The organism is Lentzea chajnantorensis, from assembly GCF_054300775.1.
This window is the reverse complement of sequence record NZ_JBSDZT010000002.1, coordinates 2,650,429-2,670,346: the sequence shown is the minus strand read 5'-3', so window position 1 is coordinate 2,670,346 and position 19,918 is coordinate 2,650,429. Positions and strand designations below refer to the sequence as shown.

The following is a 19,918-nucleotide window of genomic DNA, read 5'->3' as shown; positions in this document are numbered from 1 at the left end:
ATCCTAAGCGACGCGCAGAGCGTCCCAACGCCGACGCCGCAACTGCACCGGCACCGTCTCGCCGCGCGCCTCCGCCGCGAACACCGCGGCCCGTGCGCGCCGCCACCAGACCAGCATCCGCCAGGCGCCCAACGCGAGCACCACGACGAGGAAGCCGAACGCGACGCGGAAGGCGTTCTGCGGGCTCAGCACGTTCTCGAGCAGGTCCAGCAGGACACCGACGCCGAGCGCCGCCACCGTGACGGCGAGGAAGCCGCCGACGTTGACCAGGCCGCTGGCCGTGGACTGCCGGTGCGACGGGTTGTAGTCACGCGCCAACGCGAACGCCACGCCCGAGATGGGTCCACCGATCGTGAGCACGAGGAACACGACCGCGATGACCGGCGACGGCACGTGACCGCCCGGCCACAACAAGAGCACGCCCCACCCGATGAACGCGAACGCCAGGAACCAGCCCGCGATCGGCATGCGCCACTCCGGGTTGCGCGAGAACAACGCGCCGATGATCGGACTCGTCACGATCGCGCCGATGACCAGCAGTCCGAGCGTGGACGACGCCGCCTTCGGTGACATGCCCTGCGCCTGCACGAGGTACGGGAAGCCCCACAGCAGGCCGAGCACAGCGGGCGTGGACATGGTGCTGAAGTGCGCCCAGAACCCGAGCCGGGTGCCCGGGACGCTCCACGCCTGCCGGACCTTCGGCCAGATCCTGCGGAACGGCACGACCTCCGGCTTCGGCGTGACGGTTCCCGGCGGCACGTCGCGGACCTTCAGGAACGCCACCGACGCGTACAGAGCGGTCGCGCCGCCCGCGATGAGGAACGCCCACGTCCAGCCGATGCTGCCGAGCATGAGCGTGAGGGGCACCGTCGCGACGAGGTTCCCCACGCCCCCAAGCGCGGCCGTGATCGCGACGACCAACGAGTACTTCCGTGGTGAGAAGTGCGCCGCGACGAGCCGGATCACGCTGATGAACGTCATCGCGTCACCCATGCCCAGCACCGCGCGCGCGACAAGCCCGAGGGGATATGACTCGGCTATCGCGAAGAGGAGCTGCCCCGTGCCCATGAGCAACGCGGCGGCGGTGAGGACCTTCCTCGGCCCGTAGCGGTCCACGAGCAGACCGGTGGGAATCTGCATGAGGGCGTACACCCCCACCTGCAACACGGTGAACACACCGAGCTGCGCGGGCCCGAGCCCGAAGCGCTCACTCGCTTCCAGCCCGGCCACGCCGAGCGTGCTGCGGTGGAAGACGGCGGCGAAGTAGACGAGTACGGCGGTGGTCCAGATCAGCCACGCGGCACGAGCAGCATCTCGATCTTGGCGGACGACCGGCAAGGCGACACTCTCCCCAGGTCGGAGACGGGCAGACATTAGTTACATCGCCTAAACAACCTTCTTGGTAACGATTCCATGCCGTGAACTCGGCCACAGCCCACCCTGCGGGACAGCCGTCACCGGACGGCGCCCTCGACCGCCCACTCCCCGGTCCGCGTCCGCCACACCACCGCGACCAGCCGCAGGACCATGAACGCCGACAACCCGGTCCAGATCCCGGCGAGTCCCCACTCGAACGCGTACGAGGCCCACACCAGCGGCAGGAACCCGACCACCGCCGACCCGAGCGTCGCTGTCCGCATGAACTTCACGTCCCCCGCCCCGAGCAACACCCCGTCGAGCGCGAACACCACGCCCGCGATCGGTTGCAGCGCAACGAAGAACCACCACGCGTTCGGCACCTCCGCGAGCACCCCGGCGTCCGAGGTGAACGCCCTCGGCAACACCGACGCCACCGCGGCGAACACCAGCCCGAGCCCGATCCCGAACACCAGCCCGTACCGCGTCACCTGCCAGGCGAGCCGCTCAGCCCGCCGGCGCCGCGACGCCCCCAGCGCCGCCCCGACAAGCGACTGCGCCGCAATCGCCAACGAGTCCAGCACCAACGCCAGGAACGTCCACAGCTGCAACACGACCTGATGCGCTCCCACAGCCGCAATAGACGTCCGCGCCGCAACTGACGCCGCACTGATGAAGCACGCCTGGAACGCCAAACTCCGCAGCACCAAATCGCGCCCCATGCCGAGCTGCGCGCGCATAGCCGCCCAATGCGGCCGCAACGGCACCCGCTCCGCAACCAACGCCTTGAAGAACAACCCCGCCGACAACACCTGCGCGACGACGTTGGCGATCGCCGACCCCTCCAGCCCCCACCCCGCGCCGTACACGAGCGCAGGGCAGAGCACGGCACTGATCCCGTTGCCGATCAAGATGTACCGCAACGGCCGCCGCGTGTCCTGCACCCCGCGCATCCACCCGTTGCCCGCCATCGTGACCAAGATGAACGGCGCCCCGAACAACGCGATCCGCACCCACTCGACCGCCGCATCCGCAACCGCCCCACCTCCGGCGAGCACCTCCGCCAACGGCCGCGCGAACACCTGCCCCAGCAACACCACGAGCACACCCGCGGCCAACGCCAGCCACGTCGCCTGCACCCCTTCGGCAACGGCATCCCCCCGCCGCCCCGCACCGTGCAACCGCGCCGTGCGCGCAGTCGTGCCGTACGACAGGAACGTCAGCTGCGTCGACACCTGCGTCAGCAGCACACCCCCCAGGGCGAGGCCGGCCAACGGCAACGCACCCAGGTGGCCCACCACGGCGGTGTCGACGAGGACGTACAGCGGTTCCGCGGCCAGGACGCCCAGTGCGGGCACGGCCAGGCCGATGACGCGACGGGCAGGCACGTGGTCGCCGTCGCCGTCGTCGTTGTCGTTGGCCGTGCCGGCGTGGTCGGCACCGGCTGGCGCGCCGGCGCGAACGGCATTCACCCCCGCACCCGCAGCGCCTGCTCCATCCACGGTCCCTGCCGAGGCCGCAGCATCCCGGCCCGCATCACTCCGGCCCGCAGCGCCCCGGTCCACGTCCGAGCCCTGCCCACCGACCCCTAGCCCCTGTTCCTCCACACACCGAACCTAGGCGCTCAAGCCGCACGACCGAACTACTTAGCGATGGAAAGCACTCCCGCCCCACCTCGTTCCCGCACCCCCGCGCGCTTCCTCCCCAGCGAGGGAGCCGAGCGACGAGATCCGGACATCCACCAGCCCACATCCACCCGTTCGAGTGAAGGAGCAGGGATGGGAGCAGGAACCCGCTCAGGCCCGCTGCGGCAGCCCGAACACCTGCTCCCGCGCCACGGCCAGCGCCGAGTGCAGGGCCCCGGACCGGACCGGGTTCGCGGTGATCTGGGCGAGCTGCACCGAGGTGCGGGGGACGACCAGCTTCAGCAGTTCCTCCGACACCAGCTCGCACAGGGTCTCGCCGCCGGCCTGCGCGACTCCGCCGGACAGCAGCACCAGTTCCGGGTCGAGCACGCACACCACGTTCGCCAACCCGTGAGCGATCCTACGGGCGAGGTCCGACAAGAACTCGCGGCCGGAAGCGCCGGCCTCCAACGCGGCGGAAACGGCCTCCACGCCGGAGGTGGCGGTGATGCCGTGCGAGGCGGCGAGGGCCACGATCGCCTCGTTGTCCACCTGGTCGCCGTAGCGGCCGCCGGGGATCTGCATCGAGTCGACCTCGCCGGCGCCGCCGGTCACGCCGCGCAGCAGGGTGCCGTTGACGACGATGGCCGAGCCGATCTCGTCGGCGGGCCAGAAGAGGACGAAGTTGCGGACGCCGACGGCCTTGCCGGTGCTCATCTCCTCCAGGGCGGCGAGGTTGATGTCGTTCTCGATCGACACCGAGGTGCCCAGCAGGGTGCGCAGGGTCGAGGGGAGGTCCACCTCGACGAGGCCGGGGAGGTGCGGGGCGAAGCCGAGGAAGCCGGTGGCCGGGTCGACGGCGCCGGGGGTGCCGACGACGACGTGGGACAGGGCGTCCAGGCGCAGGCCGGCGAGAGCGGCGGCCTTCTGGACCGCGGTGCGGAAGGCCTGGAGGGTGTCGGTGGCGGGCATCGGGGTGCTGTGCTCGGCGAGCAGGGTGCCGGTGATGTCGGCGATCACCACGTCGATCAGCTCGGGCGTCAGCGCCACGGCGGCCACGTGGCCGACGGCGCCGTTCACGGCCCACATCTGGGCGCGCGGGCCGCGGCCGCCGCCGCGCAGGCCGGTGCGGACGACCATGCCGTCCTCTTCGAGGCGTGCGAGGAGCTGCGCGGTCGCCGGTTTGGAGAGGCCGATGACCTCCTCCAGCTCGGCGCGGGTCATGGCGCCGCTGCGCAGCAACGTCTCGATGGCCGCGCGGTCGTTGATCTCCCGCAGCAGGCGCGGGCTTCCGGTTCTCGTCATGACTCCACCCGCTCCAACGCGCCCTTGAGCGCGGCGACGACCTCCGCCGGTGCGCCCTCGAACGTGAACCCGGCGGCCAGGCGGTGGCCGCCGCCACCGAGCACCTGGGCCACCTCGCGCACGTCCACCCGGCTCACCGCGCGCAACGACACCGACCAGCGGCCGGGGCGCAGTTCCTTCAGCACAGCGGCGACCTCGGCCTCGGAGGTCGAGCGCACCACGTCGATCACGCTCTCCACCTCCTCGCTGCGAACGCCCTGCGCGTCGTCCAGCCCGACGACCGCGTGCACCAACCCGAGACCGCCCGCCGCGGCCGGGTCCAGCTCGGCGCGGGCGAGCACGCGCGACAGCATGCCCAGGTACGCGAACGGGTGGGCGTCCATCAACGGCCGCGTCACCCGGTAGGCGTCCACTCCGGTCTCCAGCAGCCGCGCGGCCGTCCGGTGCGCGGCGGGCCCGGCGTTGCGGAAGCCACCGGTGTCGGTCACGAGGCCCGCGTAGATGCAGCGCGCGATCGGCTCGTCGAGCTCGACGTCCATCTCGTCGAGGAGCTTCAACGCGATCAGCACCGTCGCCTCCGCGTGTTCGTCGACGCAGTGAACGGTGCCGTAGCGCGTGTTCGACACGTGGTGGTCGACGACGATCACGGGTCCGCGGGCGCCGGCGACGCGATCTGCCAAGGGCCCCAACCGCTGCAGGCTCGCGGTGTCCAGGACGACCAGCAGCTCGGGGTGGGTGGGCACCTCGTCGCGGTGCACCAGCAGTCCGGCGGTGTCCAACGCCCGCAACGACTCCGGCACGACCTCGGGGTCACCGAACGCCACCCGCACCCGCGCACCGCGCCGGTGCAACGCCAGACCGACCGCCAGCGCGCTGCCCAGCGTGTCCGCGTCGGGATTGATGTGCGCCAGCAGGGTCACGTCACGGGCATCTGCCAACAACCGTGCGGCCTCGGCGATGGTGGTGCTCAGGTCGTCTGCCACAGGGAGACGTTAACCGCTCGTGGTCCGGCTGTGTGACAAGGCACCCATTCCTGTGCTGCTTTCCGGCGACGGAGCTGGCAGGAGCGGTGCGAAGTGGACGGTCCCCGGCGTGTGCCGGAGACCGTCCCGATTCGTCAGTCCTCGTCCTCGTCGGCCCGCGGCGCCTTGTACGGGTCGGCCTCACCGGCGGGTGAGGCACCCGCGGCGAGACGGGCGACCTCGGCGTCGGCGGCCTGTGCCTGGGCGAGCAGCTCGTCCATCTTCCGCGCCGTGTCGGGCACGGTGTCGGTCATGAACGTCAGCGTCGGCGTGAACCGGACGCCCGTCTGCTGCCCGACCATGGAGCGCAGCACGCCCTTGGCCTTCTCCAGTGCCGCGGCGGCACCGGCGTAGTCGGGCTCGGAGTCGAGACGCTCGCCCAGGACCGTGTAGTAGACGGTCGCGTCGTGCAGGTCGCCGGTCACCTTCGTGTCGGTGATGGTGACGCGGGCCAGGCGCGGGTCCTTGACCTCGTGCTCCAGCGCGGAGGCGACGATCTGCGAGATCCGCTTGGCGAGCTTGCGGGCACGTGCCGTGTCGGCCACGAGCCTCCCCTTCCTAGTCGTCCTCCGGCCCCACGAGTCGTGTGCGGGCGGAGAGCAATTCCAGTTCGGGACGTCCGGCGACGAGCCTTTCACAGCTGTCGAGCACGTCCCTGACGTGCGCAGCGTCGGCAGCAACCACTGCTACGCCGATCAAAGCGCGTCGGTGCAGGTCTTGATGGCCGGCCTCGGCGGCCGCCACCTCGAAGCGCTTGCGCAGCTCCGCCACGACCGGGCGGACCAGCGAGCGCTTCTCCTTCAACGAGTGGACGTCGCCCAGGAGCACGTCCAGTTCCAAAGCCCCCACGTACATGGGCAAGATCCTCCAGAAGAAAGGGGTGCGGAGCCACTGGTTAAAGCGGCTCCGCACCCCCCTCATCGGCCGACTAGGCGCGCGGCTTCTCGCGCATCTCGAAGGTCTCGATGATGTCTTCCAGCTTGAGGTCGCTGTAGTTGCCGAGCGTGAGACCACACTCGAAACCTTCGCGGACCTCGGTGGCGTCGTCCTTGAACCGCTTGAGCGAGCTGATCGGGAGGTTCTCCGCGATCACCTTGCCGTCACGGAGCAGGCGAGCACGCGCGTTGCGGCGGATCTCGCCCGACAGGACCATGCAACCCGCGATCGTGCCGACCTTGGAGGACTTGAAGACGTCGCGGATCTCGGCGCGGCCGAGCTGGACCTCTTCGTACTCCGGCTTGAGGAGACCCTTGAGGGCCGCCTCGATCTCGTCGATCGCCTGGTAGATGACCGTGTAGTACCGGACGTCCACGCCTTCGCGGTTCGCGAGCTCGGTCGCCTTGCCCTCGGCCCGGACGTTGAAGCCCAGGACGATGGCGGAACCGGCCACGGCGAGGTTGATGTCGCCTTCGGTGATGCCACCGACACCGCGGTGGATCACGCGCAGCTCGACGTCGTCGCCGACCTCGATCTTCATGAGCGCGTCCTCGAGGGCCTCGACGGTACCCGAGTTGTCACCCTTGATGATCAAGGTGAGAGCGCTGGTTTCCTTGAGCGCGGCGTCCAGGTCCTCCAGGCTGACGCGCTTGCGCTTCGCCGCGTTGGCGGCGTTGCGGGTGCGTGCCTGGCGGCGCTCGGCGATCTGCCGTGCGACCCGGTCTTCCTCCACCACGAGGAACGTGTCGCCGGCGCGGGGCACCGACGTCAGACCGATGACCTGCACCGGACGCGACGGGGTCGCGACGGTGACGTCGTCGCCGTGCTCGTCGACCATGCGGCGGACGCGACCGTACGCGTCACCCGCGACGATCGAGGAGCCGACGCGCAGCGAACCGCGCTGCACGAGCACCGTGGCGACCGGACCGCGACCGCGGTCGAGGTGCGCCTCGATCGCGACACCCTGGGCCTCCATGTCCGGGTTGGCCCGGAGGTCCAGCGAAGCGTCGGCGGTCAACAGGATGGCCTCGAGGAGGCTGTCGATGTTGATGCCCTGCTTCGCGGAGATGTCGACGAACATCGTGTCGCCGCCGTACTCCTCGGCGACCAGTCCGTACTCGGTGAGCTGCTGGCGGATCTTGGAGGGGTTCGCACCCTCCTTGTCGATCTTGTTGACCGCGACCACGATCGGCGCCTGAGCGGCCTGCGCGTGGTTGATCGCCTCCACGGTCTGCGGCATCACGCCGTCGTCAGCGGCGACGACGATGACCGCGATGTCGGTCGCGTTCGCACCACGGGCACGCATGGCGGTGAACGCCTCGTGGCCCGGGGTGTCGATGAAGGTGATGAGCCGCGGGTTGCCCTCGAGCTCGGTCTGCACCTGGTACGCGCCGATGTGCTGGGTGATGCCACCGGCCTCGCCCTCGTGCACCTTCGCCTTGCGGATGGTGTCGAGCAGGCGGGTCTTGCCGTGGTCGACGTGACCCATGACGGTCACGACCGGCGGGCGGACCTGCAGGTCGTCCTCGTCACCGGCGTCCTCGCCGTAGGTGATGTCGAACGTCTCGAGCAGCTCGCGGTCCTCCTCCTCGGGGGACACGACCTGCACGACGTAGTTCATCTCGGAGCCGAGCAGCTCCAGGATCTCGTCGGACACCGACTGGGTCGCCGTGACCATCTCGCCCAGGTGGAAGAGCACCTGCACGAGCGACGCCGGGTTGGCGTTGATCTTGTCGGCGAAGTCGGTCAGCGAGGCACCGCGCGGCAGGCGGATCGTCTCGCCGCTGCCCTTGGGCAGGCGGACGCCACCGACCGAAGGCGCCTGCATGTTGTCCATGTACTCCTGGCGCTTCTGCCGCTTGGACTTGCGTCCACGGCGCGCCGGACCACCCGGACGACCGAAGGCACCAGCGGTTCCACCGCGACCGGCACCGCCACCGCCGCCGGGACGACCGCGGAAACCGCCGCCACCAGCGGGCGCGCCGCCACCGCCACCGGCACCGCCGGGACGGAAACCGCCGCCACCGCCACCGCCGCCACCGGGACGGAAGCCACCGCCACCGCCACCGCCGCCACCGGGACGGAAGCCACCGCCACCGCCACCGCCGCCACCGCCGCGGAAGCCGCCACCGCCGCCGCCCCCACCGGGACGACCGCCGCCACCGCCACCGCCACCGGGACGGCCACCGCCGCCACCAGGACCAGGACGGTTACCGGCCGGACGGTTGCCCGGCATCATGCCGGGGTTCGGCCGCGGAGGCATGTTGCCCGGGTTGGGACGGGGACCGCCCTGACCCGGCGCCGGGCGAGGACCGCCCTGACCGGGGCCGGGACGACCGCCACCCTGTGCGGCCGCGGGACGCGGACCACCCTGACCGGGCGCACCGCTCGGACGGGGGTTCGCCGGACGCGGGTCACCGGGCTTCGGACCACCGGCGGGGCGGTCGCCGCCCTGCTCGGGCCGAGGGCCGGGACGGGGTCCAGGACGCGGCGAGGGAGCGTTGCCGCCACCGACGCCGAAGGGGTTGTTGCCCGGACGCGGGGCGCGCGGGCCGGCAGGCTTGGGAGACTGCGGGCGCGGCGGGACCACGGACGGGGACTGCCCACCAGCCGACGCGGCCGGGGCCTGCGGCTGCTGCTGGGGCTGTTGCTGCTGGGTCTGCTGCGGAGCCGGGCGGGGGCCCGGACGCGGGCCACCCGGCTTGGAGCCGGGAGCCGGGGCAGCCTTGGGGGCGGCCGGAGCCGACGCGGCGGGTGCCGGTGCGGCGGCCGGGGCCTGGGGCTGTGCGGGCGCGGCGGGAGCCGGGGCCTGCGCGGCAGGAGCTGCCGGAGCGGGCTTGGGCGCCGCCGGGCGCGGTGCCGCCGGACGCGGGCCGGGCATGGCCTTCGGCGCGGCGGGCTTGGTGTCGGACGCTGCCGGCCTGGACTCCGCCGGTGCGGCGGGCGCTGCGGCAGCAGCGGGTGCGGGTGCCTTCGGCTTCGGAGCGGACGGCTTGGGAGCCGGCTTCGAGGACTTGGCTTCGTAGGCGTCGCGAAGTCGCCGGGCCACCGGGGCCTCGACGGTCGACGACGCGGACTTCACGTACTCGCCCTGTTCGGCGAGCTTGTTGAGAACTTCCTTGCTCGTAACACCGAGCTCTTTCGCGAGCTCATGCACGCGGGCCTTGCCTGCCACTGCTCTCCTAGGTCGTGAGGCCGGCGGGCAAGTCCCATCGACCTCGTCTTAACGTCGCGCGTTCATGTCTTCAGCTTCACGGCTGACTCATGACGGGTCGACCTGCTTCCTTGTTGCTTGCTGGCCCTGGGGCTGTCCCGAGGCCAAGTTCCCGTGCTGCTCGACGTGCTCGCGCAGCGAAGCGACGTCGAGTGCTCCCTGGACCTTGAAGGCCCGTGAGAACGCTCGTCGCCGCTCGGCGTTGCGGAGACATTCGAGATCGAAATGCAACCAAGCACCCCGACCCGGAAGCCGCCGACGGACGTCCGGGACCACCGAACCGTCCACCGCGACCACTCGCAGCAGCTCAGAGGGCAACGTCCGAGCTCGGCACCCGACACACGTGCGAACAGGGCCGATGTGCTGGGAAACCGATCCCGACGTTGATCCGTTGATAATTCTATCCCCTGGAGCTCATTCAGCCGAACTGGATGTGACCGCTCCGGCAGCCGGAGCCTCCGCGTCGCTGCGGATGTCGATGCGCCAGCCGGTCAGGCGGGCGGCCAGACGGGCGTTCTGCCCCTCCTTGCCGATCGCCAGCGAGAGCTGGAAGTCGGGCACCACGACACGGGCCGTCTTGGCCCGTTCGTCGAGCACCCGCACGGACACAACCTTCGCTGGTGACAGGGCATTCCCGACGAAGGTGGCCGAGTCGTCCGAGTGGTCGATGATGTCGATCTTCTCGCCACCGAGCTCGTGCATGACGTTGCGCACACGGGCTCCCATCGGGCCGATGCAGGCGCCCTTGGCGTTCACCCCGGAGACCGTCGACTTCACCGCGATCTTCGAGCGGTGACCTGCCTCACGTGCCACCGCGGCGATCTCCACGGTGCCATCCGCGATCTCCGGGACCTCGAGGGCGAACAGCCGCCGCACGAGGTTCGGGTGCGTGCGCGAGAGGGCGATCTGCGGGCCGCGGGCGCCACGGGAGACGCTCACGACGTAGCACTTGATCCGCTCGCCGTGGTTGTACTGCTCGCCCGGCACCTGCTCGGCCGGCGGCAGCACGCCCTCGGTGTCCCCCACCTGGACGACGACCATGCCGCGGGCGTTCGCGCGGGCGTCGCGCTGCACGACGCCGGCGATGATCTCGCCCTCCTTGGTGGAGAACTCGCCGAAGGTGCGCTCGTGCTCGGCGTCGCGCAGGCGCTGCAGGATGACCTGGCGCGCCGTGGTGGCCGCGATCCGGCCGAAGCCCTCCGGGGTGTCGTCCCACTCCTCCTGGACCACGCCGTCCGGGCCGAGCTCCTGCGCGAGCACGCGCACGACCCCGGTCTTGCGATCGATCTCCACCCGCGAGTGCGAGTGGTGCCCTTCGGTGTGCTTGTAGGCGGTCAGCAGTGCTGACTCGATCGCCTCCAGGACCGTCTCGAAGGGGATGTCCTTTTCACGTTCGATCGCCCTCAGGGCGGCGATGTCGACGTTCACCTCGGCTCCTCCTCCGGTGCTTTCCGAGTGAGCCGAGCCAGTTCCTCGACCGGCGGCTGCTTGAACTCGATCTCCATTACCGCGCGTTCGACGTCGCGGTACTCCACGCGCTTCAGCTCGCCCTGGTGCAGCAGCTCGACGCCGCTCTCGTCGCACTCGCCGACGCGGCCGAACCACTCGACCCGGTCCGGCTGCTTGACCTTCACGAGGCGCAGGTGCGCGCGCTTCCAGTGGCGCGGGTGCGTGAGGGGCCGGTCGACACCCGGCGAGGTGACCTCGAGGGTGTACGGCCCGTTGATCAGGTGGTCGTGCGCGTCGAGCGCGGCGGACACCACGCGACTCGCCTCGGCGACCTCGTCGAGCCCGATGCCGTCCTCGCCGTCCACGACGACCTTGACCAGACGGCGGCGCCCAGCCTGATTCACGTCGAGTGCGTCGAGGTCGAAGCCGGCGGCTTCGAGCGCTTCCCGCACAACGGGTGCTAGCTGCGCGGCAAGCTCTCCGCGCGGCGGGCTGGACACGTGGTGTCTCCTTCAGTTCGAACGCATGAAAACCCCGACCGACGGTGTTTCGGCGGCCGTGGGCGCCCAGGGTATCTCGTTCGCCCGCCTGCCACCGCCCCACCGTCCGCTGGCAAGATTGGTTCGCGTGATCTCCGAATCGGTCAGCCGCCGTCGCGTGCTGCTCGCGGTGGCCGCCGCACCTCTGGCCGTTGCGTGCACCACAGAACCTCCCCCGCCTCCGCCGCCGGACCCGTTGTCGGCGCTCGCGGCACAGGCGCGTTCGGACGCGGCGCTGGCAACGTTGCTGACAGCGGTGCCGGCCGCCGCGGAGGTCGCGAAGGCCCGTGCGGCGCACGCGCAGCTGTTGCAGGCGGAGGTGGACCGCGAGCGCCCGCCGCTGTCGTCCACGGTGCCGCCCGTTCCCCCGACCCCGCCGCAGCCGCCGAACCCGGTCGCGGCGCTGCGCTCGGCGCTGGACGAGTCGGTGCGCGCCGCGTCGGAGGCCGTGGCTGCGTTGCCGTCCTACCGCGCGGGCCTGGTCGGGTCGGTGGCGGCGGGCTGCGCCTCGCTGCGGGAGGTGCTGGCGTGAGCACGGAGGCGGTGCAGACCGCGCTGGGCACCGAGCACGCCGCGGTGTGGACCTACGGGCTCGTATCGGCGTTCCTGGACAACCCGGCGGTCGCCGAGGGCGCGAACGCGCACCGCGCGCGCCGGGACACCACGGAGCGATGGCTGAAGGACCACAACGCGACGCCGAACCCGCCCGCCGCGGCGTACCTGCCGCCGTCGCCGGTGTCGGACGGGCCGTCGGCGATCGCGGCCCTCGTCGCGGTCGAGCAGGACGCGTGCGCGGCCTGGCGCGGTGTGCTGGAGCGGACCGACGACGCGGCGCTGCGCACGAGTGCGCTGGACGCGTTGACGACGGCGGCGGTGCGGGCGACGCGGTGGCGCAAGGCCGCGGGGACCACTCCGGCGTCGATCACGATGCCGGGCGTGGCCTCCGGCTAGCTCCCGCTAGTTCCCGATGGAGGACGCGAGGCGGAGCGCGTCCTGGGAGACCTTCTTCATCTCCTTGTTGTGCGCGAGCGCGTCCTGGCCCTTCGTCAGCGCGTCCGACTCGACGATCACGACCTCGCGGTCGCGCACCTCGGAGGCGTACCCGCCGTTGGCCAGCGTCGTCAGCGGCGGGACGCTCACGGCCTTGTCGAGCACCAGGTCCTTGATGTTGCCGGTGCCGTTCTGCTCGGTGAGCTCCTTGAGCTTCCTGGCCTCTTCCGCGGTCTTCATCCGCACGACGGACACCGAGGAGTACACGGTGCGCCCGTCGGGCAGCTTGGCCGTGTAGAACGCCCGCGTCAGCTGGACGCACGGGGTCGCCTTCAGGAACTCCTGCGTCTTGGTGGTGGCGTGTGCGGCGCAGTCGCTGTCCTTCACCGGCTCCGGCAGCTGCGGCGAGGTGGTGAACTCGAACTCGCCCGCGGTCTTCTGCGGGGCCGCCGCCGGCTTGTCGACCGGGTCGGTGGGTTGCAGCACCCACCACACGAAGCCGGACACCACCGCCACGCCGACCAGTGCGAGCGCCCTGCCGAACCAGATCCGCTTCGGCGTCTGCGCCGGCCGCTGCTGTTGTTGCTGCTGCTGCTGCGGGGGCAGCTCACCGCGGCGGCTGTCCATGATCGACTGCAGCTTCACGAGCTCGTCGGCCGGGTAGAGCGGAGCGGTGTCGGTCGGCCTCGGTGGGAAGCGAGGCAGGTTCTGGGTCACCTCTTCGGGTGATTCGCGTGGTTCCGACACAAGGACCCACGGTAACGGACGGCGTTCAGCTCAGCGCTGCGAGCACCCGATCAACGTCTTCGGCCGTGTTGTACAGGTGGCACGCATATCGGGTCCTACCTGCGCGAACGGACGAAACGACGCCTTCGGCGGCCGGCTCCCCCACTGAGACGATCGCCGAGCCGGTGGGCGGCAGACCCATTCCGGTGAGGAGCCGATCCGTCAGACCGACACAGTGCGCACGCACGGCCGTGAGGTCCAGCGAGGCCACCCACGGCAACGCGACCGCCGCACCGACGTGCGCGAACCACGTCGGTGACAGGTCGAACCGCCGTGCGTCCGGCCGCAGCAGCAGATCGGTGCCGTAGTTCTCACCCGTGCTGTACCAGTTCGCCGCCACGGGCCGCAGCGACTCGAGCCGGTCCGGCCGCACCGCCAGCCACGCGGCACCGCGGGGTGACATCAGCCACTTGTAGGCCACGCCGACGACGAAGTCGGCCCACTCCAGCGACAGCGGCATCCAGCCGGCCGCCTGCGACACGTCCAGCAGCACCGGTTTGCCCGACGCCCGCAGCGCGCCGAGGTCCGCGACCGCGCCGTCGGCCGACTGCACCACGCTGACCGCGACGAGGTCGCACTCGTCGACGGAGGCGGCGATCCGGTGGCCGGCCGCGACGAACGGCAGCGAGACGCTGGTGAACTCGCCCGGTTCGACGAACACCCTCGACCCGGCCGGCAGTGACTGGGCGACCAGTGACGCGAACTGCGAGACGGTGGCGCCGCACGCGACCGACGTCGCGGGCACGCCCACGAGCTGTCCAAAGGCCGCACGGGAGGTCTCGACCGCGTCGGTGAACGACGAGGACGTGTCCTGCCCGCGCCGCCAGCGTTCGTGGGCGGCGGCCACCGCGTCGGCGACGTGCCGCGGTGGCACGCCGATGGACGCCGTGTTCAGGTACCCCGGCTCGACGTCGAAGACCGCCCCGAACGCCTCACGCATGGACGAGCTGCTTGCCGCGCTTGCGCCGCGCGTACACCTGCTTGCGCACCTTCGCGATCACGGTCCCATCCTGCCCGACCACGTCGGTGTCGAACCAGAGCAACGCCTTCGCGCCGGACGACGTCTGCTCCAGGACCTCGGACACGTGCTCGTCGGTCAGCCGGAACTCGGCGCGCACGGTGCCGCGGCCGGGTGCGACGAACTCGATCTCACCGGCCCGGTCCCACACCACGTGCTCGCCCTTGAGCTGGTTGAACAGCAGCAGCACCCAGAACGGGTCGGTCATCGCGAACAGCGAGCCGCCGAAGTGGGTGCCGAAGAAGTTGCGGTTCCACGGGCGCAGACGCATGCGCACGCGCGCATACCGGTAGTCCGGCGAGATCTCCTCGACGTGGACACCGGCGAACAGGAACGGCGGCCACAGGTTCATCCCGCGGCGCAGGCGGCTTGCCTTCATAAAAAACAGTGTTACACAACGTTCGCCAGACTGTCCGCAACTTCCTCCGGCGACGGCATGTGACGTATCTCCCGGGCGATCTGACCAGCGGCTTCCCGGTACCGGCCGTCCGTCAGCAGCAGCCGCGCGCAGTCCGCGATCGGCCCCGCGCTGAACGCCTGCGGCCGCACCGCAGCACCGGCCGCGACGAGGGCGGTCGCGTTGGCGGACTGGTCGGCGCCCTGCGGCAGCACCACCTGGGGCACCCCGGCGACCAGCGCGCCCAGCATCGTGCCGCTGCCGCCGTGGTGGACGACGACGTCGGCGTACCGGAGCACCTCGGCCTGCGGCAGCCACGGGTGCACCGTCACGTTCGGCGGCACGTCGGTGAGCTCGACCCGCGGCGCGGCGACCACCACTTGGACGTCGGAGAGCTTGCCGAGCCCGACGACCGCCTCGGCGAGCAGCTCGCGCGTGCCGAACGCGGTGCCGAGCGTCAGGTAGACGAGCTTGCCCGCCGTGCGCACCGGGACCTCGCCGGGCGGCGCGAACGGCACCGGCCGCAGCGGGATGCGGTCCTGCTCCAGGAAAGCCGGGTCCTGCAACGAGGGCGGGCAGATGTCGACGTGCCGCCCGCCCTCCGGCCGCACCAGCCCGATGCCGTCCGGGAACATCCGACCGAACCCGTGCCACACGGCGGGGAACCCGCGCCGCCGCGCCTCCGACACCACCTCGGGCACCGCCCAGCCGCCGACCACGAGGTCGGGCAGCAGCCGTTCCAGCTCCTGGGCGATGTCCTCGGCGTAGATCTCCCCGAACACCAGGCCCGGCCGGAACGGCCGCAGCCCGAGCTTGCCCAGCACCGGGTGCATCTCCTCGCCGACGGCGAAGTGCACCTCATGGCCGGCATCGCGCAGTGCGACCGCCAACGGGATCAACGGATAGGTGTGGCCGACGGCGGCCATGCTGGCGAACAGCACACGCATGCCGTGACGATACTGAGTCCCCATGGGAACCAACCGCGACAAGATGATCAACGGCGAGCCGTACCTGCCCGCTGACCCCGAGCTGGACGCGGACCGGCGGCGCGGCTGGCGGGAGATGGCCCGGTTCAACGCGCACGACCCGGAGGACCTCGACGGGATGTACGCGATCCTCAAGGGCTTCGTCGCGGAGATCGGCGAGGGCACGACGTTCATGCAGCGCCTGCAGATCGAGTACGGCTACAACACCCGCGTCGGCGCCAACAGCTTCATGAACTACGGGGGCGTCATCCTCGACTGCGGCCCGGTCACCATCGGCGACCACGTGATGATGGGCCCTAACGTGCAGCTGCTGACCGCGTTGCACCCGATCGAGGACCACGACGCGCGCATCGCGGGGTGGGAGACGACCGCCCCGATCGTCATCGGCGACAAGGTGTGGTTCGGCGGCGGTGTGATCGTGTGCCCGGGAGTGACCATCGGCAACAACACGGTCGTGGGCGCGGGCAGTGTCGTGACGCGTGATTTGCCTGCTCACGTGCTCGCGGTCGGCAACCCCGCGCGGGTGGTTCGTAAGATCTGAGGTCATGCGCAGCGAGGAGATCCAGGTCCGCACCGGTGCCGAGGAGGTCGTGCACGACCTCACCCGCGAGTGCGAGCGGTTCCTCCAGGAGGAGAACGGCGACGGACTGCTGCACGTGTGGGTGCCGCACGCCACCGCCGGCGTCGCGATCATCGAGACGGGCGCGGGCAGCGACGACGACCTGCTGACGGCGCTGGAGCACGTCCTGCCCCGCGACGTGAGGTGGCGGCACCGGCACGGCACCCCGGGCCACGGCCGTGACCACGTGCTGCCCGCGCTGGTGCCGCCCTACGCGACGATCCCGGTCCTAGGCGGCGTGCTGGCGCTCGGCACCTGGCAGTCGGTCTGCCTGGTCGACACCAACGTCGACAACCCCGTCCGGACGGTCCGGCTGAGCTTCCTGGCCGGCTAGCACCAGCACCAGCCCGGCCAGCGCGATCCCGGCGAACACCCACCACGCCGTGCCCGCCGAGCCGTCGTGCCGCACCGCCTGCAGGCCCTCGGTGGCGAACCGGAACGGCGTCCACGACCACAGCGCCACCCGGTAGACGGGGTTCAGCAGCTCCGGCACCTGGCCGGCCACCGCGGGCGCCATCAGGTAGAGCACGCCGAGGACGCCCATCGCGCGGATGCCGAGGTGCTTGAACAACCCGGCCTGCAGCAGCGCGAACGCACCGGCGACGGCGAAGAGGAACGCCAGCGCGCCACCGGTGAGGCCCACGCCCCACCACGCGAGCAGACCGGTTACGGACCCGACGGTGAGCACGGCGGCGGTCACCGCGGACAGGAGCCGGAACCGGGTGCCCCTGAGCAGCACGAACAGCACCCCGGCGACCATCCCGCCGATCCACAGCAGCGCCGACGCGGTCAGCGGGGCGGTGCGTTCGGCGGCGGAGACGGCCGGTGCCTCGACCCGCACCGGCAGTCCGGCGCCCTGGGCCACCCCGGTCAGCACCTGCTGCGCGACCTGCGTGCCGGACGGGTTGACCGCGGGGTCGAGCCGGACCACGGCCTGGCCGGGCGTGATCTCCAGGACGCCGTAGACCTCCCGACCGGCCAGCAGTGCCCGCGCCTCGGCGGCGGTGACCACGCGGAGGTCGACCTCGGGCGAGTCTGCGGCCGCCACCCGTTCCGCGATCGGCGGCGGTGCCACCACGGCGAGCGGCACGTCGTGCGGGTGGACCGTGGCCTGCACGCCGAACGTCAGCAACCCCAGCAGAAACGCCACCACCGCACCTGCGGCGGCGGTGACCAGCGCGGTGCGCATCGCGACCTCCAGAGTTCATCATATGTTGAATTCGATGGCCGCGACGGTACGCCGGTCACGATCTGGAAGTCAACGCTTGATGAATTAAGGGCTGTCGGGGTCACGAGGTACGGTTTCCCCGTGACTTACCCAGGTGGCGGCGGCGGGCAGGGCGGCTGGAACGAGCAGCCCGGTTGGGGTCAGCAGCAGGGCGACTACCCGACCGGTGGCTACCAGGGCAGCGGCGCCTACCCCCAGCAGGAGGGCCACGCGCAGCCGGTCGGCTACCCGCAGACCGGTGGCTTCCCGCAGCAGCACCAGGGCTACAACAGCGGGTACGGCGGCCTGGGCGTCTACGGCGGGGGCGGGTTCGACCAGCAACCGCCGAAGAAGAGCAAAACAACGTTGTGGGTGGTGCTCAGCGCGGTCGTCCTCGTGCTGCTGGTGGGCGGCGGTGTCACGACGTACCTGCTCATGAACAAGTCCGGCGACTCCGGCGCGCAGCCGACGACGTCGGCCTCGGCGTCGTCGACCCCGCCGACCACGTCCCAGCAGCCCAACGGCGCCGGCACGTGCAAGGACGAGAGCTGGCAGTGCGTCCAGACCACGCTCGGCTACACCTACCAGGTGCCGAAGGACTGGACCCAGGTCGACGACCGGGTCCCGGTCGAGGGCTTCGAGGGCGTTGCGCTGTCCAGCGTGACCTCGTACGGCGACTACAAGTGCGAGGAACGCTCCTACACCAAGGGCACCAACGGCGGCGCGTTGCTGGACAAAGGCGACATCAACGCGGTCGCCACGAACTTCACCAAGGCCGTCGCCACCCAGTACTACTCGTCGGGCGGCGCCCCTCAGGTCGCGCTGACCGAGCCCAAGCCCGTGAAGATCCAGCACACCCAGAAGGACGGCAAGAAGATCGTCGTCGAGGGCGTGCAGGTCGACGCCACGGTCACGCAGACCGCGAACAAGTGCCTGGCGTCCAAGGGCATGGTCAAGGTCCTGCTGCTCAACGGCACCGGCAAGCTGCACGCGCTGGTGGTGAACGGCGACCTCGAAGGCGGGGGTGGCGGCGACAAGCCACCGCTGCTCAAGGAGACCGACCTGCAGAAGATGATCGACTCGCTGCAGCCGAACACCTGACCCCTACTGCTCGCGCGTGAACCCGTGGCTGCGCTCCACCTTCGCGACGTGCAGCGTGTAGCTCTGGTACCAGTCGTCCCGTCCGCGTTGCTGTGCCGCGCGGTGTTCGGCGTTGGTCCGCCACTGCGCGAGCGCTTCGGCGTCGCGGAAGTAGCCGACGGTGATGCCCAGCCCGCCGGGGTTCTGCGCGTGGTCGATGCCGAGGAACCCGGGAACCTCCCTGACCAGTTCCTCCATGCGCGCGTTCGTGTCGCGGTAGCCGCTCTGCTCCTGCGTGCGCACGGTGGTGAAGACCGCCACGTAGTAGGGCGGTTCGAAGGCCTGCACCGGGACCGGCGGCTGATCGCTCATGGCGTCACCGTAGGGCGGGGGCACCCTGCGATCCACCGACTTTTCGCGACGTCCAGAACGCGGGAACGCCGGGCCGCGCGGTGTTCCCGCGCAGACCCGGCGTCCGGTCGTCCGACTAGGGCCTGTCCTGCGGATCTTCACCTGAGGTGAAGGACAATGCAGGCGAGGACGATCTCGGCGCGGTGGTAGGCGGCTCGTTTCGCGAACCTGGTGGCCAAGCCGCGGAACTGCTTGAGGCGGTTGAAGCAGCGCTCGACCACGTTGCGCAGCTTGTAGATGTCGGCGTCGAAGGCCGGTGGCCTGCCACCGGCCGAGCCCTTCGCTTTGCGGCGAGCGATCTGGTCTGTGCGCTCGGGAATCGTGGCCTTGATTCGTCGTTGTCGTAACGCGGTGCGGGTGCTCGGGTGGGTGTAGGCCTTGTCGGCGATCACGCGCCCGACCCGCACCCGCTGGCCGTCGACGTCGATATCGCAGATGTCGTCGAGTAGTGGCAGCAGTTGCGGGTTGTCGCCGGCCTGACCGGGGGTGAGGATCACCGCCAAAGGCAGGCCGGTCGCGTCGACGGCCAGGTGGAGCTTGGTCGTCAGCCCTCCGCGGGAGCGTCCGAGGCATTCGCCGTCGATGGCGAGGGCCTCGATCCAGTCCGCGCAGCCCCCTTTTTCCGGGCACCCGCGGCGTGCTGGTGGGCCCGGATACTCGTGGAGTCGACGCTGACCACGAACGCGACGTTGTCCTCGAGTGTCCCGAGTGAGTCGTCTTTGACGATCACGTGCTCGAGGATCCGGTCCCATGTGCCGTCCGCGGTCCACTTGCGCAGCCGCTCATGCGCTGTCTTCCAGGGCCCGTAGCGTTCGGGCAGGTCACGCCAGGGCGCGCCGGTGCGTTCCTTCCACAGGATCGCGTTGATCACCTGCCGGTGGCTGCGCCACCGGCCACCGCGCTGCCCGCTCTGCGCGGGCAGCAACGGCGCGGTCTCCGCCCAGGCCTTGTCCGTCAGCTCACCACGTCCGACCACAC

General features: G+C 70.8%; 22 protein-coding genes. 5 read left to right on the top strand and 17 right to left on the bottom strand.

Features of this window, described 5'->3' with window-relative positions; all coding sequences use genetic code 11:
- Positions 1 to 3 precede the first annotated feature (3 nt).
- From ACVDFE_RS13950 to rimP, 10 genes are all read right to left on the bottom strand, one after another.
- Positions 4 to 1,338, bottom strand: coding sequence for an MFS transporter (locus ACVDFE_RS13950; RefSeq protein WP_360390718.1), 1,335 nt, complete (start codon positions 1,336 to 1,338; stop codon positions 4 to 6).
- Between the two features lie 116 nt (positions 1,339 to 1,454).
- The gene (locus ACVDFE_RS13945; RefSeq protein WP_458434332.1) at positions 1,455 to 2,744 is read right to left on the bottom strand and encodes an MATE family efflux transporter; all 1,290 of its coding nucleotides are present in this window, start codon (positions 2,742 to 2,744) and stop codon (positions 1,455 to 1,457) included.
- 408 nt (positions 2,745 to 3,152) lie between these two features.
- Positions 3,153 to 4,286, bottom strand: a complete 1,134-nt coding sequence (locus ACVDFE_RS13940) for an ROK family transcriptional regulator (protein WP_360390720.1) — start codon at positions 4,284 to 4,286, stop codon at positions 3,153 to 3,155.
- A complete protein-coding gene (locus tag ACVDFE_RS13935) occupies positions 4,283 to 5,269 on the bottom strand; it encodes a DHH family phosphoesterase (protein WP_458430685.1) in 987 nt (328 codons plus the stop codon). The genes ACVDFE_RS13940 and ACVDFE_RS13935 overlap by 4 nt, the downstream gene beginning before the upstream one ends.
- Before the next feature lie 134 nt (positions 5,270 to 5,403).
- Positions 5,404 to 5,853, bottom strand: coding sequence for a 30S ribosome-binding factor RbfA (rbfA, locus tag ACVDFE_RS13930; RefSeq protein WP_360390725.1), 450 nt, complete (start codon positions 5,851 to 5,853; stop codon positions 5,404 to 5,406).
- Positions 5,854 to 5,866: 13 nt separating this feature from the next.
- Entirely contained in the window at positions 5,867 to 6,163 is a 297-nt protein-coding gene (locus ACVDFE_RS13925) for a DUF503 domain-containing protein (protein WP_360390728.1), read from the bottom strand.
- Positions 6,164 to 6,236: 73 nt separating this feature from the next.
- Entirely contained in the window at positions 6,237 to 9,419 is a 3,183-nt protein-coding gene (gene infB / locus ACVDFE_RS13920) for a translation initiation factor IF-2 (RefSeq protein WP_458430684.1), read from the bottom strand.
- 87 nt (positions 9,420 to 9,506) lie between these two features.
- Positions 9,507 to 9,746, bottom strand: a complete 240-nt coding sequence (locus tag ACVDFE_RS13915; protein ID WP_458434331.1) for a YlxR family protein — start codon at positions 9,744 to 9,746, stop codon at positions 9,507 to 9,509.
- Between the two features lie 126 nt (positions 9,747 to 9,872).
- On the bottom strand, positions 9,873 to 10,886 hold the full coding sequence (gene nusA, locus ACVDFE_RS13910; RefSeq protein ID WP_360390734.1) for a transcription termination factor NusA: 1,014 nt from the start codon (positions 10,884 to 10,886) through the stop codon (positions 9,873 to 9,875).
- On the bottom strand, positions 10,883 to 11,407 hold the full coding sequence (gene rimP, locus ACVDFE_RS13905; RefSeq protein WP_360390736.1) for a ribosome maturation factor RimP: 525 nt from the start codon (positions 11,405 to 11,407) through the stop codon (positions 10,883 to 10,885). Before rimP ends, nusA begins: the two co-directional genes overlap by 4 nt.
- A 127-nt stretch (positions 11,408 to 11,534) precedes the next feature.
- Here rimP and ACVDFE_RS13900 point away from each other — a divergent pair, with 127 nt between their 5' ends.
- Entirely contained in the window at positions 11,535 to 11,978 is a 444-nt protein-coding gene (locus tag ACVDFE_RS13900; RefSeq protein ID WP_458430683.1) for a hypothetical protein, read from the top strand.
- Positions 11,975 to 12,397 (top strand): ferritin-like domain-containing protein, encoded by a 423-nt coding sequence (locus ACVDFE_RS13895; protein ID WP_458430681.1) that lies wholly within the window; start codon positions 11,975 to 11,977, stop codon positions 12,395 to 12,397. Before ACVDFE_RS13900 ends, ACVDFE_RS13895 begins: the two co-directional genes overlap by 4 nt.
- A gap of 6 nt (positions 12,398 to 12,403) precedes the next feature.
- Here ACVDFE_RS13895 and ACVDFE_RS13890 read toward each other — a convergent pair whose 3' ends face one another.
- The 4 genes from ACVDFE_RS13890 to ACVDFE_RS13875 are packed head-to-tail and all read right to left on the bottom strand — an operon-like array spanning position 12,404 to position 15,584.
- Positions 12,404 to 13,153, bottom strand: a complete 750-nt coding sequence (locus ACVDFE_RS13890; protein WP_458430678.1) for a hypothetical protein — start codon at positions 13,151 to 13,153, stop codon at positions 12,404 to 12,406.
- Positions 13,154 to 13,208: 55 nt separating this feature from the next.
- Positions 13,209 to 14,162, bottom strand: a complete 954-nt coding sequence (locus tag ACVDFE_RS13885) for an aminotransferase class V-fold PLP-dependent enzyme (RefSeq protein WP_458430676.1) — start codon at positions 14,160 to 14,162, stop codon at positions 13,209 to 13,211.
- Entirely contained in the window at positions 14,155 to 14,619 is a 465-nt protein-coding gene (locus tag ACVDFE_RS13880) for a DUF4442 domain-containing protein (RefSeq protein ID WP_458430674.1), read from the bottom strand. Before ACVDFE_RS13880 ends, ACVDFE_RS13885 begins: the two co-directional genes overlap by 8 nt.
- A gap of 11 nt (positions 14,620 to 14,630) precedes the next feature.
- Positions 14,631 to 15,584, bottom strand: a complete 954-nt coding sequence (locus ACVDFE_RS13875) for a glycosyltransferase (protein WP_360390751.1) — start codon at positions 15,582 to 15,584, stop codon at positions 14,631 to 14,633.
- Between the two features lie 22 nt (positions 15,585 to 15,606).
- Between ACVDFE_RS13875 and ACVDFE_RS13870 the strand changes: the two genes are divergently transcribed.
- Entirely contained in the window at positions 15,607 to 16,164 is a 558-nt protein-coding gene (locus tag ACVDFE_RS13870) for a sugar O-acetyltransferase (protein ID WP_360390754.1), read from the top strand.
- A gap of 4 nt (positions 16,165 to 16,168) precedes the next feature.
- Entirely contained in the window at positions 16,169 to 16,576 is a 408-nt protein-coding gene (locus ACVDFE_RS13865; protein WP_360390757.1) for a YjbQ family protein, read from the top strand.
- On the opposite strand, the gene ACVDFE_RS13860 is transcribed toward ACVDFE_RS13865, so the two are convergent.
- On the bottom strand, positions 16,472 to 17,431 hold the full coding sequence (locus tag ACVDFE_RS13860; RefSeq protein ID WP_458430672.1) for an ABC transporter permease: 960 nt from the start codon (positions 17,429 to 17,431) through the stop codon (positions 16,472 to 16,474). The two genes, ACVDFE_RS13865 and ACVDFE_RS13860, sit on opposite strands and share 105 nt — an antisense overlap.
- 120 nt (positions 17,432 to 17,551) lie before the next feature.
- Between ACVDFE_RS13860 and ACVDFE_RS13855 the strand changes: the two genes are divergently transcribed.
- Complete coding sequence (locus ACVDFE_RS13855) at positions 17,552 to 18,550, top strand: hypothetical protein (protein WP_458430670.1); 999 nt, start codon at positions 17,552 to 17,554, stop codon at positions 18,548 to 18,550.
- A gap of 3 nt (positions 18,551 to 18,553) precedes the next feature.
- Here ACVDFE_RS13855 and ACVDFE_RS13850 read toward each other — a convergent pair whose 3' ends face one another.
- Both ACVDFE_RS13850 and ACVDFE_RS13845 read right to left on the bottom strand, forming a co-directional pair.
- Positions 18,554 to 18,901 carry an antibiotic biosynthesis monooxygenase family protein gene (locus ACVDFE_RS13850; protein WP_360390769.1) on the bottom strand — a complete coding sequence of 116 codons (348 nt, stop codon included), beginning with the start codon at positions 18,899 to 18,901 and terminating at the stop codon, positions 18,554 to 18,556.
- Positions 18,902 to 19,038: 137 nt separating this feature from the next.
- Positions 19,039 to 19,916, bottom strand: a protein-coding gene (locus tag ACVDFE_RS13845; protein WP_458430493.1) for an IS5 family transposase whose coding sequence is annotated in 2 segments (ribosomal slippage) — positions 19,039 to 19,527 and positions 19,530 to 19,916 — 876 coding nt in all. Because the reading frame shifts where the segments join, the coding sequence is not laid out codon by codon here.
- Positions 19,917 to 19,918 lie beyond the last annotated feature (2 nt).

What these genes read in the sequence shown, in the direction of transcription:
- ACVDFE_RS13940 (WP_360390720.1), bottom strand. Translation starts at nt 4,286, where the DNA reads ATGACGAGAACCGGAAGCCCGCGCCTGCTGCGGGAGATCAACGACCGC.
- ACVDFE_RS13925 (WP_360390728.1), bottom strand. Translation starts at nt 6,163, where the DNA reads ATGTACGTGGGGGCTTTGGAACTGGACGTGCTCCTGGGCGACGTCCAC.
- ACVDFE_RS13885 (WP_458430676.1), bottom strand. Translation starts at nt 14,162, where the DNA reads ATGCGTGAGGCGTTCGGGGCGGTCTTCGACGTCGAGCCGGGGTACCTG.
- ACVDFE_RS13880 (WP_458430674.1), bottom strand. Translation starts at nt 14,619, where the DNA reads ATGAAGGCAAGCCGCCTGCGCCGCGGGATGAACCTGTGGCCGCCGTTC.
- ACVDFE_RS13875 (WP_360390751.1), bottom strand. Translation starts at nt 15,584, where the DNA reads ATGCGTGTGCTGTTCGCCAGCATGGCCGCCGTCGGCCACACCTATCCG.
- ACVDFE_RS13870 (WP_360390754.1), top strand. Translation starts at nt 15,607, where the DNA reads ATGGGAACCAACCGCGACAAGATGATCAACGGCGAGCCGTACCTGCCC.
- ACVDFE_RS13865 (WP_360390757.1), top strand. Translation starts at nt 16,169, where the DNA reads ATGCGCAGCGAGGAGATCCAGGTCCGCACCGGTGCCGAGGAGGTCGTG.
- ACVDFE_RS13860 (WP_458430672.1), bottom strand. Translation starts at nt 17,431, where the DNA reads ATGCGCACCGCGCTGGTCACCGCCGCCGCAGGTGCGGTGGTGGCGTTT.
- ACVDFE_RS13850 (WP_360390769.1), bottom strand. Translation starts at nt 18,901, where the DNA reads ATGAGCGATCAGCCGCCGGTCCCGGTGCAGGCCTTCGAACCGCCCTAC.